Here is a 14,651-nt window from a genome sequence, read left to right as displayed (position 1 = left end):
CCTTGCCGGCACCGTGAGGTGTGCCCCGGCGCGCAGCGGTCTCCGAAAATTATTGTGGGTAGTTGGGCAGTGCGACGGTAAAAATGCGTGTTCGCATGAGAATCGCCTTGCCAAAACTACTGTTTTTTTATACAGTGTCTGAGTTTCGTGTGTCGCCATCACAAAGTGGACTGCACACCTGCCTCAGACGCCGTTCATCATAGCAAAGGACGATTCATGGAAGAAAGCAAGAAAGGCTCGGCTGGACTGACTGCTGAAAAGAGCAAGGCACTCGCTGCCGCACTCGCGCAGATCGAAAAGCAGTTCGGCAAAGGGTCGGTCATGCGGCTCGGCGCAGGTGAGGCAATCGAAGACATCCAGGTGGTTTCAACCGGATCGCTCGGTCTCGACATCGCCTTGGGCGTCGGCGGTTTGCCGCGCGGCCGTGTGGTCGAAATTTATGGTCCGGAATCGTCCGGTAAAACCACGCTGACGCTGCAAGTCATTGCCGAAATGCAGAAGATCGGCGGCACGGCGGCGTTTATCGACGCGGAACACGCGCTGGACATCCAGTACGCAAGCAAGCTTGGCGTGGACGTGAGCGAACTCCTGGTGTCGCAGCCAGACACCGGCGAACAGGCGCTCGAAATCGCCGACGCACTGGTGCGCTCGGGCTCGATCGACATGATCGTGATCGACTCGGTCGCGGCACTCGTGCCGAAGGCTGAAATCGAAGGCGAAATGGGCGACTCGCTGCCGGGTCTGCAAGCGCGTCTGATGTCGCAAGCGCTGCGCAAGCTCACCGGCACGATCAAGCGTACGAACTGCCTGGTGATCTTCATCAACCAGATCCGTATGAAGATCGGTGTGATGTTCGGCAATCCGGAAACCACCACGGGTGGTAACGCGCTGAAGTTCTACGCGTCGGTGCGTCTGGACATTCGCCGTATCGGTTCGATCAAGAAGAACGACGAAGTGATCGGCAATGAAACGCGCGTGAAGGTCGTCAAGAACAAGGTCGCACCGCCGTTCCGCGAAGCGATTTTCGACATCCTGTATGGCGAAGGTATTTCGCGTCAGGGTGAAGTCATCGATCTGGGCGTCGCAGCCAAGATCGTCGACAAGGCTGGCGCCTGGTACAGCTATAACGGCGAACGTATCGGTCAGGGTAAGGACAACGCGCGTGAATTCCTGCGCGAAAATCCGGAAATCGCCCGTGACATCGAAAACCGTATCCGTGAATCGCTGGGCGTGAATGCCATGGCCGACGCGGTGACGGGTGCCGGTGCTGAAGTCGCTGGCGAAGAAGAGTAACCATCACGTGATACGCAAGGGCCGGCCGTTGTCTCATGCTGCACGCAGTGCGGACGGCCCGCGTGATGATCAGGACGATTCGTCGGAGCGGTTCGATCCGTTCGAATCGTTCGACGCGCATGATCGCGCCGAGGGCCATGACTCGCGGCGTGTATCGTCTAAATCTTCCCCGCCTTCCGGTTCGGATCCCTTCGAAACCGCTGAGGTTGCCGAATTCACCGAGGCGACCTACAGCCGCTCGCGTCGCCAGCCAGGCGAAGCGAAGCCGGAGCAGGACGAAACCAAGAACTCCAAACGCCCAGCCCGTTCGCTAAAAGGACGCGCGCTCGGCTATCTCTCTCGCCGCGAATACAGCCGTACCGAACTTGCGCGCAAGCTCAAACCGTTCGTCGAAGAAACCGATTCGCTCGACACGCTGCTCGATCAGTTGGAAGCCGAAAACTGGCTGTCCAATTCGCGTTTCGCCGAAAGCCTGATTCACCGCCGTTCGTCGCGTCTTGGCGCCAGTCGGATCCTCGGTGAATTGAAGCAGCACGCAGTCGACCCGACGCTCGTCGAAGACGCCAAGGCGCAATTGCGTGAGACCGAGTTCGCGCGCGCCCAGGCTGTTTGGCAGAAAAAATTCGGCCAGCTTCCCGAAACGCCCGCCGAGCGGGCCAAGCAGCAGCGCTTTCTGGCGTCGCGCGGTTTTTCGGGTGCAACCATCGGCAAAATCCTCAGAGGCATCGACGAGGAGTAGGGTAGCAACCCGCCGCTGTCGCCCGCCAACGGCTCGCCGAATCACGCCAAATCACGCCGCAAGAAGCCTCTTCGAGATAGCGCTCAACCCGCTCAGCCGCACGCCGGGCGGGCCTGCGCATTCCGGCCTGTACCAAATACCCAGTATGCTAAAATTCATGGGTTTTCCAATCCGGCCTTTCCTTCCCGCATGCCGCTCTCCCCGCCAGTGTCCCGTCAGTTGCGGCATCGTCGCGCAATCAGAGCGGAAGCCTATGAGCGCGCCGATGGCCTGTGGGATGTGGAAGCGTGCTTGACCGACGAAAAACCGCGCGACGTGGTGCTTGCGTCGGGCGTCCGGCCCAATGGTCAGCCGATCCATGAACTCTGGCTTCGCATCACCATCGATCGCAAGCTCAATGTCGTCGACGCCGAGGCGTCGTCCGACTGGGTGCCCTATCCAGGGTTGTGCCAGGTCAGCAATCCCGCCTACCGTGCCCTCATCGGGCTCAATCTGCGTCAAAACTTCCGCCGTGAGGCTGCCCGTTTGCTCGGCGGCACGGAGGGTTGCACCCATCTCACCGAGTTGTGCGCAATCCTGCCGACCGCCGCGATTCAGGCATTCGCGGGCGAGGTGTGGAGCACCGGTGACAGCGCGAAAGGCGCGAAAGCCAGTTCAGGAAACGAATCGCCTGACGGCTCGAACGAGCATTCCAACGACAAACCGCCATTCCAGTTGGGACGCTGCCACGCGCTGCGTTTCGACGGCGAGGCGGTGCAGCAGTTTTATCCGCGCTGGTATGGCCACGCACCGCGTTCGGTGGAGCGCGTGGCATCGTCAGGCGACGGGGCAGTCCGCCAGACAGGTAAGGGCGGCAACGCGTCCGGCATGAACGACGGCAGCGGAAACGAAGTTCAATCCAACTCTCAGACTGAAGGGAATCACGCATGAAGATTCACGAGTACCAGGGTAAGGAAATCCTGCGGAAATTCGGCGTCGCGGTACCGCGCGGCAAGCCGGTCTTCTCGGTGGATGATGCGGTCAAGGCCGCGGAAGAGCTCGGCGGCCCGGTATGGGTCGTGAAGGCTCAGATCCACGCGGGTGGCCGTGGCAAGGGCGGCGGCGTGAAGGTCGCCAAGTCGCTGGAACAGGTTCGCGAGTTCTCGAACCAGATCCTCGGCATGCAGCTCGTCACGCACCAGACCGGTCCGGAAGGCCAGAAGGTGAATCGCCTGCTGATCGAAGAAGGCGCTGACATCAAGAAGGAACTGTATGTCGGCCTGGTGATCGATCGCGTTACGCAGAAGATCGTCGTGATGGCATCGAGCGAAGGCGGCATGGACGTCGAAGAAGTTGCGGAAAAGACGCCCGAGCTGATCCACAAGATCGCTGTCGATCCGGCAACGGGTCTGAAAGACGCCGAAGCCGACGAGCTGGCCACGAAGATCGGCGTGCCCGCCGCTTCGCTGCCGCAAGCCCGTTCGATCCTGCAAGGCCTGTACAAGGCATTCTGGGAAACCGACGCGTCGCTCGCCGAAATCAACCCGCTGATCCTGACCGGCGACGGCAAGGTCATCGCGTTGGACGCCAAGTTCAACTTCGATTCGAACGCGCTGTTCCGTCACCCGGAAATCGTCGCGTATCGCGATATCGACGAAGAAGATCCGGCTGAAGTCGAAGCGTCGAAGTTCGACCTCGCGTACATCTCGCTCGACGGCAACATCGGCTGCCTCGTGAACGGCGCTGGCCTCGCAATGGCAACGATGGACACCATCAAGCTGTTCGGCGGCGAACCGGCGAACTTCCTGGACGTGGGCGGTGGCGCCACGACCGAGAAGGTCACGGAAGCGTTCAAGATCATGCTGAAGAACCCGAACCTGACCGCGATCCTGGTCAACATTTTCGGCGGCATCATGCGCTGCGACGTGATCGCGGAAGGCGTGATCGCGGCGTCGAAGGCCGTGTCGCTGAAGGTGCCGCTCGTGGTCCGCATGAAGGGCACGAACGAAGACCTGGGCAAGAAGATGCTCGCTGAATCCGGTCTGCCGATCATTGCGGCGGACAGCATGGAAGAAGCGGCTCAGAAGGTCGTCGCGGCTGCATCGGGCAAGGCGTAAGCCTCGTCCCACGGCGGCTTTTGCCACGGGCTTTTGCCAAGATTAACCAGGCATTACGAATGGCGGCGTGCGAGCGACGCGGGCGAGAACATTCCGCCTCGCGACGCCATCGCATGACGCCAAACGAACAGAGGTCAATACATGTCGATTCTGATTAACAAAGACACCAAGGTCATCACGCAGGGCATTACCGGCAAGACCGGTCAGTTCCATACGCGTGCTTGCCGTGAATATGCAAACGGCCGCGAAGCGTACGTTGCAGGCGTGAACCCGAAGAAGGCCGGCGAAGATTTCGAAGGCATTCCTATCTACGCTAGCGTCGCTGAAGCCAAGGCTGAAACGGGCGCGACCGTGTCGGTGATTTACGTTCCGCCGGCAGGCGCTGCTGCCGCGATCTGGGAAGCGGTCGAAGCCGACCTGGACCTGGCGATCTGTATCACGGAAGGCATTCCTGTCCGTGACATGATCGAGCTCAAGGCACGTATGCGCGCGAAGAACAGCAAGACGCTGCTGCTCGGACCGAACTGCCCGGGCACGATCACGCCGGACGAACTGAAGATCGGCATCATGCCGGGTCACATCCACCGCAAGGGCCGTATCGGCGTCGTGTCGCGTTCGGGCACGCTGACGTACGAAGCAGTCGGTCAATTGACGGCGATCGGCCTCGGCCAGTCGTCGGCAGTCGGTATCGGCGGCGACCCGATCAACGGTCTGAAGCACATCGACGTGATGAAGATGTTCAACGACGATCCGGAAACGGACGCCGTCATCATGATCGGCGAGATCGGTGGTCCGGACGAAGCGAATGCCGCTGAGTGGATCAAGGACAACATGAAGAAGCCGGTGGTTGGCTTCATCGCCGGCGTTACGGCGCCTCCGGGCAAGCGCATGGGCCACGCTGGCGCGCTGATCTCGGGCGGTGCGGATACGGCCGAAGCGAAGCTGGAAATCATGGAAGCCTGCGGTATCACGGTCACGAAGAACCCGTCGGAAATGGCGCGTCTTCTGAAGGCGATGCTGTAATACCAAAATTCGCGCGCTGTAAGCGCGCGTTTTTTGATACGCTTACGAGATCCTTTCGTGAGCGTACGGTTTCAAAAAAAGCGGGGGCGTGCAAACTCCTCCGCTTTTTTATTGCCTGTGCGCCAGACTTCCCGGCCTTTCGCCCATGCTCGAGTTTTTCGCCACGCTCCATTGGGGCGCCGTCATTCAGATCATCGTGATCGACATCCTGCTGGGTGGCGATAACGCGGTTGTCATCGCACTGGCTTGCCGTAACCTGCCGCCGTCCCAACGCACCAAAGGCGTGCTGTGGGGTACGGCCGGCGCGATCGTGCTGCGCGTTGCGCTGATTGCGTTCGCGGTCGCGCTGCTCGACGTGCCGCTGCTGAAGTTCGCGGGCGGCCTGCTGCTGTTGTGGATCGGCGTGCGTCTGATGGCGCCCGCGCACGACGCGCATGAGAACGTCAAACCGGCCGACAAGCTGTTGTCGGCGATCAAAACCATCATCATCGCGGATGCGGTGATGAGCCTCGACAACGTGATCGCAATTGCCGGCGCGGCGGAAGCGGCCGATCCGGAACACCGGCTCGCGCTGGTGATCTTCGGCCTGATCGTGAGCATTCCGCTGATTGTGTGGGGCAGCCAGTTGGTGTTGAAGCTGCTCGACCGTTTCCCGATCGTCATCACGCTCGGCGCGGCCTTGCTGGGGTGGATCGCGGGCGGTTTGATCGTCAACGATCCGGCTGGCGACCGTTGGCCGATTCTCGATACGCCGTTGGCCGAATACGGCATGAGCATCGCGGGTGCGTTGTTCGTCGTGATTCTGGGTTATCTGCTCAAGCGGCGTCACGCCAACCGCGCTAGTGCATAGCGCATAAACGCAGAGCACTTGGCATGCAACGTTAGCCATTCGGCTGACTGTGAGTCGCGGGCGCCTCTCGCTACGATAGAAACGCCTGTCCCCGATCCGTGGGGCAGGCGTTTTTCGTTTCAGGAGTCTGCCCATGAACGTTACCTTGCCGTGTTCCCCTTATTCCCAATCCTCGCTGCCCCCGCGTTTTACGATTGAGCGAGCGCGCTGGTCCGCGCGTCTCGCGCGTGCCTGCCGCCGCCTCGGGCTCGGCTTCACGCTGATCGAACTGATGATCGTGCTGGCGATCGTCGGCGTGATCGCCGCGTATGCGATTCCCGCGTATCAGGACTATCTGGCGCGCAGCCGCGTCGGCGAAGGCTTGTCGCTGGCGACCTCCGCGCGTCTCGCCGTCGCTGAAAACGCGGCCAGCGGCAGCACGTTCAGCGGCGGGTATGCATCGCCAACCGCTACCCGCAACGTCGAGTCGGTTCGCGTCGACGACGACACCGGTCAGATCACCGTCGCATTCACCACGCGCGTGGCGCCCGCGGGGTCGAACACGCTGACGCTCGTGCCGTCGGTACCGGACAATGCCGACGCACCGACCGCGCGCATCGCGTTGAGCAAGGGTTCGATGCAGGCGGGCGCGCTCACGTGGGAGTGTTTCGCCGGCGGCAAAGCGGCCTCGTCGTTGCCGGCGCCGGGCGCGGGACCCGCTCCGACGGAAGCGTCCACGCTGTCAGCGAATCTCGCACCGCCCGAGTGCCGTTCATGAGCGACAGCGCGAGTAGTCGGATGAGTAGCCGAGCGCACGTAAAAGGCTGATTTTCGGGATATTTCAGCCCGGCCGGCGCACAGCAGGAGGATTTTTTTGTATAGTGCGCCGGTTGCTGACGCCCACCGGTTACTCGATGCCCACCCCATTCGCGCGCTACCTTTCACTCATTCTGTTGGCCCTTGCGTTGATGCTGCCTTATGCAGTCGTCAACCATACGTATCCGATTCCGACCTTCTACGCCGAATTCACGGCGCTGGCGTTGCACCTGCTGACCGGCGCGGGCGTCGTGCTGATGGTGGCGAGCGCCAGGCCGCGCGTCACATTCGCGTCGCCGGTGGTGGCGCTGGTGCCGTTGCTGTTCGGCCTGGTCGTCGTGGCGCAATCGGTGTTGCTGCCGGTCACGCAACCGTCGATGAACTGGCTCGGCGGCGGCTTCCTGCTGGCGGCTTTCATGGCGGTGCACGCCGGCTACGGCTTCGCGCGCGTCAAGCTCGACGAAACCGCGCTGCGCTGGGCGGCGGGCGCGTTGATTCTCGGTGGGCTGTTTGCGGTGTTCTGTCAGGTGATCCAGTTGTTTCACCTCGAAACGCGCGTGTCGCCGTTCGTGGTGGCGTACAACATTACCGTCGAGCGTCGGCCGTTCGGCAATATGGCGCAGGCGAATCACCTCGCCACGTACATTGCATTCGCGATGGCCGGCGCACTGTTCCTCGTGCAGTCGCGACGCATTGCCGTCAGCATCTGGTTCCTCGTATCGACGATTTTCGCGGTGGGTCTCGCGCTGACCGTGTCGCGCGGGCCGTGGCTGCAAATGGGCGTGATCGTGGTCGCGGGTTTCTGGATGGCGTTCGCGCAGACGCGCAGCGAGCCGCTGCTTCGTCGCAGTAACCGTCAATGGCTCGTGCCGATCGTGCTGGCATTGTTGTTCGTCGTGGTCAATGCGCTGATCCGTTGGGCCAATGTGCGCTATCACCTGGAGCTGGGTCAGTCCGCGGCGGAGCGCTTCAAGGATGCCGGTCAGATCGCGCCGCGCCTCGCGCTGTGGAAGTACGGCTGGACGATGTTCAAGACGCATCCGCTGCTGGGTGTCGGCTGGGGTGAGTTTCCGAGTTATCAGTTCGCGCTGGCGAAGAATCTCGGCGGCGTTGAAATCGCCAATAACTCGCACGACATCTTCGTCGACCTGCTGGCGAAAACCGGTTTGATCGGCTTCGCGATCGTGCTGTTCGGCCTGGTCACCTGGCTGGTGCGTGTGGTGCGTGCGCCGCACAGCGCGGCGCGCGTGTTCGGCATCTCGCTGATCGGCGTGCTGGTGATGCACGCGCTGGTCGAATATCCGCAGCAGTACATGTTCTTCCTGCTGCCGGCCATGTTCGTATTCGGCTTGCTGGAAACCCGCTCGCTGCGGCTCGTGCCCGCGCGCCTGTCGTTCGGCGCGTTTGCCGTGGTGGTGTTCGGTGGGCTGGCCGCGCTGTATCCGGTGTATCGCGACTATGCGCGCGCCGAGGTGCTGTATTACGGCTCGCGTCCTGCCGAGCAGTATCGTGCGGACCCGTCGTTCCTGTTTCAGGCGTGGGGCGAATATGGTCTCGCGACGCTGCTTCCGATGAACTCGATGGATCTGCAGCACAAGCTCGCGATGCACCGTCAGGCGCTGGCGTTGCTGCCGGGTGAAACCGTGTTGCGCCGTTATGCGGTGTTGCAGGCGTTGAGCGGCGATACGGCGGGGGCGTTCGATACGGTTGAACGCCTGAAGATTTTCGCGCTGGAGCTGAACGACTGGCCGTCGCAGTTGGGCTACCTGTACGAACTGTGCGATGAGCAGAAGACGTTGGTGGGCTTCAAGGCGGAGCTGATGAAGCGCTATGGCGTGCCGCCGAGCAACGTCAATCAGGACGACGATAGCGACGACGACTGAGTCGCCGCGTTTGTCGGTCTTAAAGTTTCAAAGGTGGAGTGGGGTGGTGACGAGGGTCGTGCAGGCCCTCCTCAACCCGCCACCCAATCTCCCGACTTCCCACCGTGCTTTTCAAGCACGCGCACATCGGTGATGGTCATTCCCCGATCCACCGCCTTGCACATGTCGTACACCGTCAGCAGTCCCACCTGCACGGCAGTCAGCGCTTCCATCTCCACACCGGTCCGCCCAAGCGTTTCCACCTGAACCGTGCAATGCACGCCGGGCAGCGCTTCATCGAGTTCGAAATCCACTTTCACACGCGTCAGCGCGAGCGGATGGCACAGCGGGATCAGATCGGCGGTGCGCTTCGCACCTTGAATCGCGGCAATACGCGCGATGCCGATCACGTCGCCCTTTTTCGCGTTGCCGTCGCGGATCAGCGCGAACGTGTCCGGCAGCATGCGAATCGAGCCGCGCGCAACGGCAATGCGCTTGGTTTCCTGCTTGCCGCCGACGTCCACCATATGCGCCTGGCCGGCAGCGTCGAAATGAGTGAGTTCAGGCATGGTTGGGCTCCTTCAGAGGGCGCCTATCATAGCAGCGGTGCGGCGACCGTTCGAAACACGAACGCCCGATTCCGGGCGTCGAATGATTACAATTACCCTGTACCTGCCCGCTATCTTATTCCGTGCAGCGGGCGTCGCCTTTCGACTCCGTCCCATCGACCTCGCGATGCGTCCGAAACGGTTTCTCGCTGCGTTGTTATCCGTTGCGCTCATTGCGCCGCCGGGCGCGTTCGCGCAATCGCACGGCAATTCGAGTCTGTTGTCGCTCAACACGCAGTCGGTTGAACCGCCGTTGATCAGCGGCCCAACCGACGCCTACGCCGATCCCATCGTGCCGCCCGACATCGCGCAGGGCGTATTCGGCGTGTACGGCGGCGCGCAGAGCCGCTTTTCCGGTCAGTCCGGCGCGAATACCAGTTGGCGCGCGCCGCTCGTCACGCAGCAGTTGCCCGATCTCGGCAACGGCGGCGCCGGTTCTCTAACGCCGCAAGCCGAGCGCAAACTCGGCGAGCGCGTGATGCGCGAATTGCGCCGCGACCCCGACTATCTCGACGACTGGCTCGTGCGCGACTACCTGAACTCCGTCGCCGCGAAACTCGCCGCGGCGGCCACCGCGCTCTACATCGGCGGCTATCGTCCCGACTTCGATCTGTTCGCGGTGCGTGACGCGCAGATCAACGCGTTCTCACTGCCGGGCGGTTTCATCGGCGTGAACACCGGGCTGATCGTGACGACGCAAACCGAGTCGGAACTCGCGTCCGTGCTCGGTCACGAAATGGGTCACGTCCTGCAGCGCCACATTTCGCGGATGATCACGACCGGCGAGCGCAGCGGCTATGCCGCGCTCGCCGCCGTGCTGTTCGGCGTGCTGGCGGGCGTGCTCGCGCACAGCGGCGACCTCGGCAGCGCGATTGCGATTGGCGGCCAGGCCTACGCGGTCGACAACCAGTTGCGCTTCTCGCGCTCGGCCGAGCACGAAGCCGACCGCGTCGGCTTTCTGCTGCTGGCCGGCGCCGGCTACGATCCGTACGCGATGACCACCTTCTTCGGCCGTCTCGATCGGGCGTCGATGAGCGACGCGGGCGTTCCGGCTTACGCGCGTACGCATCCGCTGACGGGCGAACGGATCGCCGACATGGAAGACCGGGCGCGCCGCGCGCCTTACCGGCAACCGCATCAGGCGTCCGAATACGGCTTCGTGCGGGCGCGTTCGCGTCTGTTGCAGGAGCAGTCGAGCAGCGAGTACACGGATGAGATTTCGCGTTTGCGTTCTGAAATCGAGGACCGGACCGCGGTCAACGTGGCGGCGAACTGGTACGGCATCGCGTATGGGCAAATGCTGCTGGAGCGTTACGACGAAGCCGCGGCGTCGCTCGCGCTGTGCCGCGCGGCGTTTATCACGGGCGAGCAGACCGAGGGCGAGCCGGCGCGGAGTTCACCGAGCCTCGATGTGCTGGCCGCCGACATCGCGCGGCGCGCCGGCCGCGACGACGAAGCCGTCCGTCTCGCCGAGTTCGCGCAGCAGCGTTGGCCGCAGTCGAATGCCGCGATCGACATGCATATCCGCACCTTGCTGACGTTGCGGCGTTTTGCCGAGGCGCAGGCGCTGGCGCAGAAGGAAACCGTCGCGCATCCGGACCAGCCGGCGTGGTGGCTGTATCTCGCCCAGGCGAGCGCGGGCAGTGGCGATGCGTTGACGCAGCATCGGGCGATGGCGGAGAAGTTCGCGCTCGAAGGCGCATGGCCTTCGGCAATCCGGCAATTGAAAGACGCGCGGGACATGAAGGCGATCGGCTACTACGATCTGGCGACCGTCGACGCGCGACTGCACGAGATGGAAAGTCGCTACAAAGAGGAGCGGCTGGACGAGAAGAGCTAGACGCTGCTCGAAGCAACCGGAAGCTTAGACCGTTGCCGCCGGACTGGCCACGAACCCGAACCGCGTGGCCACCTCGGCGCGGCGCACCGCTTGCAGCGGCAACACCACACCGTCGTTCCAGCGGAATTCACCGCTCATTGCGTCGTCGGCGAGTTCGGCGTGATCGGAGAACACGTCCAGATCGTGATCGTGCAGGACCGCGACTCTAGGCGGTGTCGAGTGATCGGCAAACAGAATGCCGCCTTCTTCATCGATCAACACCGCGGCGGGATCGAAGCTGTCGCCGGCCTGGTCCTTGAGCGCGAGCGCGTCATGCCCGGCATTAGCATCGGCAGCGGCATTTGCATCGGCCGCGAATCGCACCACCCACGGCGTATAACCCAGCTCCACATAAACCCGCTGCGGACCGTTCTGGAAAAACCACTGCCCGTGCTCATCGGCGGCATAGTTGCGGTTGATGAAACCAAGCAGCGCCTCATGCCGGATCGGCGTGCCGGGCGAGCCGCTCGCCTGCGCGGCCTCGTCGCGCATGCGCCAGTTGCCGCGCCGGTCGAGCATCAGCCAGCCGGTGCAACTCGGCACATTCGGCCATTTGGCCAGAGCCTGTTTGACGATGTCATCCATGGTCGACGTGCCGCTCCAGGTAGCCGAACACGCGCCGCGACAGCCAGTCGATGCGGCCCGGGAACGGTCCGGTCATGAAGCCGGCGTGGCCGCCGTGCTTCGGTTGTTCAAGCTCCACCGCTGCCGATACCTCGTGCCGCGACGGCAACGCTTCCGCCGGCAGGAACGGGTCGTTGCGCGCGTTCAGCACCAGCGTCGGCACCTGAATATGCGGCAGCAGCGGACGGGTGGTCGCCTGGCTCCAGTAGTCTTCGGTATTGCGAAAGCCGTGCAGCGGCGCGGTGACGACGTTGTCGAACTCGTACATGTTGCGGCTCGCGAGCATCGTGTCGCGATCGAACAGGCCGGGATACTGAACCAGCTTCTGCGTGGCCTTCTGCTTGAGCGTCTTCAGAAAGCTGCGCGCGTAGACGAGGCCGAATCCTTGCGACAACGCGCGGCCGCCGGCATGGACATCGATCGGTGTTGAAATCGCCGCGGCCGCGCTGATGAGGGAGGCGGCCTCTTCGCGCCGCTCGCCGAGCCAGCGCAGCAGCACATTGCCGCCGAGCGACACGCCCGCCACCACGATCGGCCCATTGTGCGCGGCGCGCAGACGCCGCAGCACCCAATCGACTTCGTCGCTGTCGGCGAGGTGATAGAAGCGCGGCAAGCGATTCAATTCGCCGCCGCAACTGCGAAAGTGCGGCACCACGCCATGCCAGCCGGCTTCGCGCGCGGCGGCCATCAGCGACATCGCGTAGTGCGAGGCTGAACTGCCTTCGAGGCCGTGGAATAGCACGAGGAGCGGGGCGTCGGCGGCGGGCGCCGTCGGCGCGTCATGCACCACCCAATCGAGGTCGATGAAATCGCCGTCCGGCGTATCCCACCGCTCGCGACGCAACGCCACCGTGGGGCGGCGCGCGAACAGTGACGGCACGATGGTCTGAGCATGCCGGTTCGGCAGCCAGAGCGGCGCGCGGTACAACGATTCGACGGCCGCGGCCACGACACGCGCCGCGCCGGACGACGTGGGCGCTGAATGAGTCAGGGTTTCCGCCGGCTCAGGATCGGGAGAATGCTTGCGGGGCGTGCTCATGCCGGCTGGGAAGACAAAAGAGTCAAGCCGAGCCGCACGTCAGTGCAGCGACCCCTGGTGGCCGTGCCGCATCTTGGTGGCGAACTGGCTGGCGGCCTCGTTCGGCATGGGGCTCGCATGAATGTGCGCGATGCGCCACTCGCCGCGTTCGTGAACCATCACGTAGGTCGTGAACACCATGGCGGGCGTGGCCTTCGGGTCGGCCGGGCGGTGCGCTTCGGCGATTGCGTAGACGACCGTGCCGAGGCTGTCGTAGACGCGAATGTCGAGCGGTTCGATCGTGACGCGTGCGGTTTCGAGCTGGATCTGCAAGCCGGCGCGAATACTGTCGAGGCCGTGCAGGTGGGAGCCGTCGGCGCAAATGCAACTGACGAACTCCTCATCGATCCACAGGCCCATCAAGCTGTCGATATTGACCTCGGAGACGGCCTGATAGTAGGCGTTGAGGGTATCGGCGGCGGCTTCGAAGATATGGGCAAAACGTGGCATGGATCGTCAGTCTCTTGTGCGCGGCGCGCGGTTGCGGGGCAGCGGTCAGCGGGACAGTCCGGGACACCGGACCATCGCACCCGAGCGCCAGATTGCCCGCGCTGCAAGGCGCGAACATGACGCGACGCGCTCAGGGGCGTGCGGTGTTGCGTGCAAGTGTCAATCGGCTCAGCGCTGCGTGAGCAGCATGCCGCGCAGATCGCTGAAGACCTGCTCGGCGCTCAACTGCTTCAGGCAGTTCAGATGACCGAGCGGACACTCGCGCTCAAAACAGGGGCTGCATTCGAGATGAAGCCATTGTACCTTCGCGAGCTCGGACAAGGGCGGCGTATGGCGCGGATCGGTCGAACCGTACACGGCCACCAGCGGCCGGCGCAGTGCGGCGGCCACGTGCATCAGGCCGGAGTCGTTCGTGACGACCGCGTTGGCTCGCGAGATCAGCGCGCAAGCCTCGCCCAGCGCGGTCTGGCCGCACAGGTTGCGCACGTTCGGTGCGCGTTCGGCGATGGCCTGGGCCAACGGCGCGTCTTTCGGCGAACCGAGCGCGACGATCTGCGTGTACGGGAACGACTGGCCGACCATTTGCGCGAGCGCGGCGAAGTGCTCGGGCGGCCAACGCTTGGCCGGACCGTACTCGGCGCCCGGACAGAACACCAGCAGCGGCACCCGCGTATCCAGATTGAAGCGCGCCGAGACCCGCGACGCTTCGTTCAGATCGGCGTCGAGGCGCGGCATCGGCAGGTCGTCGGGGACCTTGGCGCCGGGCGCGTAGGCGAGCGCGGCGTACTGGCCGACCATTGGCGGGCGCTCGTCTTTACGCGGATTCGCGTGACGCACGTTGAGCAGGCCGTAGCGGCTTTCGCCGGTGTAGCCGATGCGCAGCGGCACGCCGGCTAGCCACGGAATCAGCGCGGATTTGAGCGAATTCGGCAGCACGTACGCCGCGTCGTAGCCGACATCGCGCAGATCGCTCGCCAGTTGCCAGCGGCGCAGCATTTGCAGCTTGCCGTGCGCGAGGTCGGTGGCGTAGACGTCGCGGATTTCCGGCATGCGTTCGAGCACGGGCGCAACCCACGAGGGCGCGACCGCATCGATCACGATGCGCGGATGCAATTTCACGAGGCGCGCAAACAGCGGCTGCGCCATCAATGCGTCACCGATCCAGTTCGGTGCGATAACCAACGCGCGACGCATCAGAGTGGGTGTCCGGTGTCGAAACGAAGCGCCGCGCGCGGTGGGCGCGTGGCGTTCGGGTATGTCAAAAGGGAAGGGCCGCTCGCCGCATGGCGCGCTGCCGGCGTGGCCGGACGCGCCGCGGTGGCGGCCGTATTGCGGTGTGCCTGCTGGTACGTTC

The 14,651-nt window shown here is 63.5% G+C and carries 14 protein-coding genes; 9 read left to right on the top strand and 5 right to left on the bottom strand.

The genetic code is table 11. The features are described from left to right. Positions 1 to 216: 216 nt before the first annotated feature. The 8 genes from recA (at position 217) to HWY05_RS14625 (ending at position 8,679) form a co-directional block, all read left to right on the top strand. Complete coding sequence (gene recA, locus HWY05_RS14660; RefSeq protein ID WP_035548417.1) at positions 217 to 1,293, top strand: recombinase RecA; 1,077 nt, start codon at positions 217 to 219, stop codon at positions 1,291 to 1,293. 7 nt (positions 1,294 to 1,300) lie between these two features. Further along, complete coding sequence (gene recX, locus HWY05_RS14655) at positions 1,301 to 2,032, top strand: recombination regulator RecX (protein ID WP_176058870.1); 732 nt, start codon at positions 1,301 to 1,303, stop codon at positions 2,030 to 2,032. A 189-nt stretch (positions 2,033 to 2,221) separates the two neighbouring features. Further along, positions 2,222 to 2,962 carry a DUF2889 domain-containing protein gene (locus tag HWY05_RS14650; protein WP_035548415.1) on the top strand — a complete coding sequence of 247 codons (741 nt, stop codon included), beginning with the start codon at positions 2,222 to 2,224 and terminating at the stop codon, positions 2,960 to 2,962. After that, entirely contained in the window at positions 2,959 to 4,128 is a 1,170-nt protein-coding gene (gene sucC, locus HWY05_RS14645) for an ADP-forming succinate--CoA ligase subunit beta (RefSeq protein ID WP_035548413.1), read from the top strand. Before HWY05_RS14650 ends, sucC begins: the two co-directional genes overlap by 4 nt. Before the next feature lie 141 nt (positions 4,129 to 4,269). After that, entirely contained in the window at positions 4,270 to 5,151 is an 882-nt protein-coding gene (gene sucD / locus HWY05_RS14640; protein WP_035548412.1) for a succinate--CoA ligase subunit alpha, read from the top strand. 145 nt (positions 5,152 to 5,296) lie between these two features. Further along, positions 5,297 to 6,001, top strand: a complete 705-nt coding sequence (locus tag HWY05_RS14635) for a TerC family protein (protein WP_176058784.1) — start codon at positions 5,297 to 5,299, stop codon at positions 5,999 to 6,001. A gap of 133 nt (positions 6,002 to 6,134) precedes the next feature. Continuing rightward, on the top strand, positions 6,135 to 6,758 hold the full coding sequence (locus tag HWY05_RS14630) for a pilin (RefSeq protein ID WP_035548406.1): 624 nt from the start codon (positions 6,135 to 6,137) through the stop codon (positions 6,756 to 6,758). Positions 6,759 to 6,894: 136 nt separating this feature from the next. Next, positions 6,895 to 8,679: a Wzy polymerase domain-containing protein gene (locus tag HWY05_RS14625; protein WP_035549484.1), complete on the top strand. Its 1,785-nt coding sequence runs from the start codon at positions 6,895 to 6,897 to the stop codon at positions 8,677 to 8,679. A 71-nt stretch (positions 8,680 to 8,750) separates the two neighbouring features. Here HWY05_RS14625 and moaC read toward each other — a convergent pair whose 3' ends face one another. Next, entirely contained in the window at positions 8,751 to 9,227 is a 477-nt protein-coding gene (gene moaC / locus HWY05_RS14620; RefSeq protein ID WP_035548404.1) for a cyclic pyranopterin monophosphate synthase MoaC, read from the bottom strand. Between the two features lie 166 nt (positions 9,228 to 9,393). Between moaC and HWY05_RS14615 the strand changes: the two genes are divergently transcribed. Then, the gene (locus HWY05_RS14615) at positions 9,394 to 11,106 is read left to right on the top strand and encodes a M48 family metalloprotease (RefSeq protein WP_176058783.1); all 1,713 of its coding nucleotides are present in this window, start codon (positions 9,394 to 9,396) and stop codon (positions 11,104 to 11,106) included. 24 nt (positions 11,107 to 11,130) lie between these two features. Here HWY05_RS14615 and HWY05_RS14610 read toward each other — a convergent pair whose 3' ends face one another. The 4 genes from HWY05_RS14610 to waaF all read right to left on the bottom strand — a co-directional run bounded on the left by HWY05_RS14610 (position 11,131) and on the right by waaF (position 14,491). Then, entirely contained in the window at positions 11,131 to 11,730 is a 600-nt protein-coding gene (locus HWY05_RS14610; protein ID WP_035548398.1) for a DUF2946 family protein, read from the bottom strand. Continuing rightward, positions 11,723 to 12,808, bottom strand: coding sequence for a hydrolase (locus HWY05_RS14605; RefSeq protein ID WP_244146610.1), 1,086 nt, complete (start codon positions 12,806 to 12,808; stop codon positions 11,723 to 11,725). The genes HWY05_RS14610 and HWY05_RS14605 overlap by 8 nt, the downstream gene beginning before the upstream one ends. A 39-nt stretch (positions 12,809 to 12,847) precedes the next feature. Further along, positions 12,848 to 13,297: a nuclear transport factor 2 family protein gene (locus HWY05_RS14600; RefSeq protein ID WP_035548395.1), complete on the bottom strand. Its 450-nt coding sequence runs from the start codon at positions 13,295 to 13,297 to the stop codon at positions 12,848 to 12,850. Positions 13,298 to 13,465: 168 nt separating this feature from the next. Beyond that, positions 13,466 to 14,491: a lipopolysaccharide heptosyltransferase II gene (gene waaF, locus HWY05_RS14595; protein WP_105509336.1), complete on the bottom strand. Its 1,026-nt coding sequence runs from the start codon at positions 14,489 to 14,491 to the stop codon at positions 13,466 to 13,468. Between the last annotated feature and the right edge of the window lie 160 nt (positions 14,492 to 14,651).

It is taken from the genome of Paraburkholderia sp. BCC1876 (assembly GCF_902833695.1).
In the GTDB taxonomy this organism is placed as follows: Bacteria; Pseudomonadota; Gammaproteobacteria; order Burkholderiales; family Burkholderiaceae; genus Paraburkholderia.
Note: the sequence above shows the minus strand (reverse complement) of the source record. Positions and strands in the feature narration are given on the sequence as shown.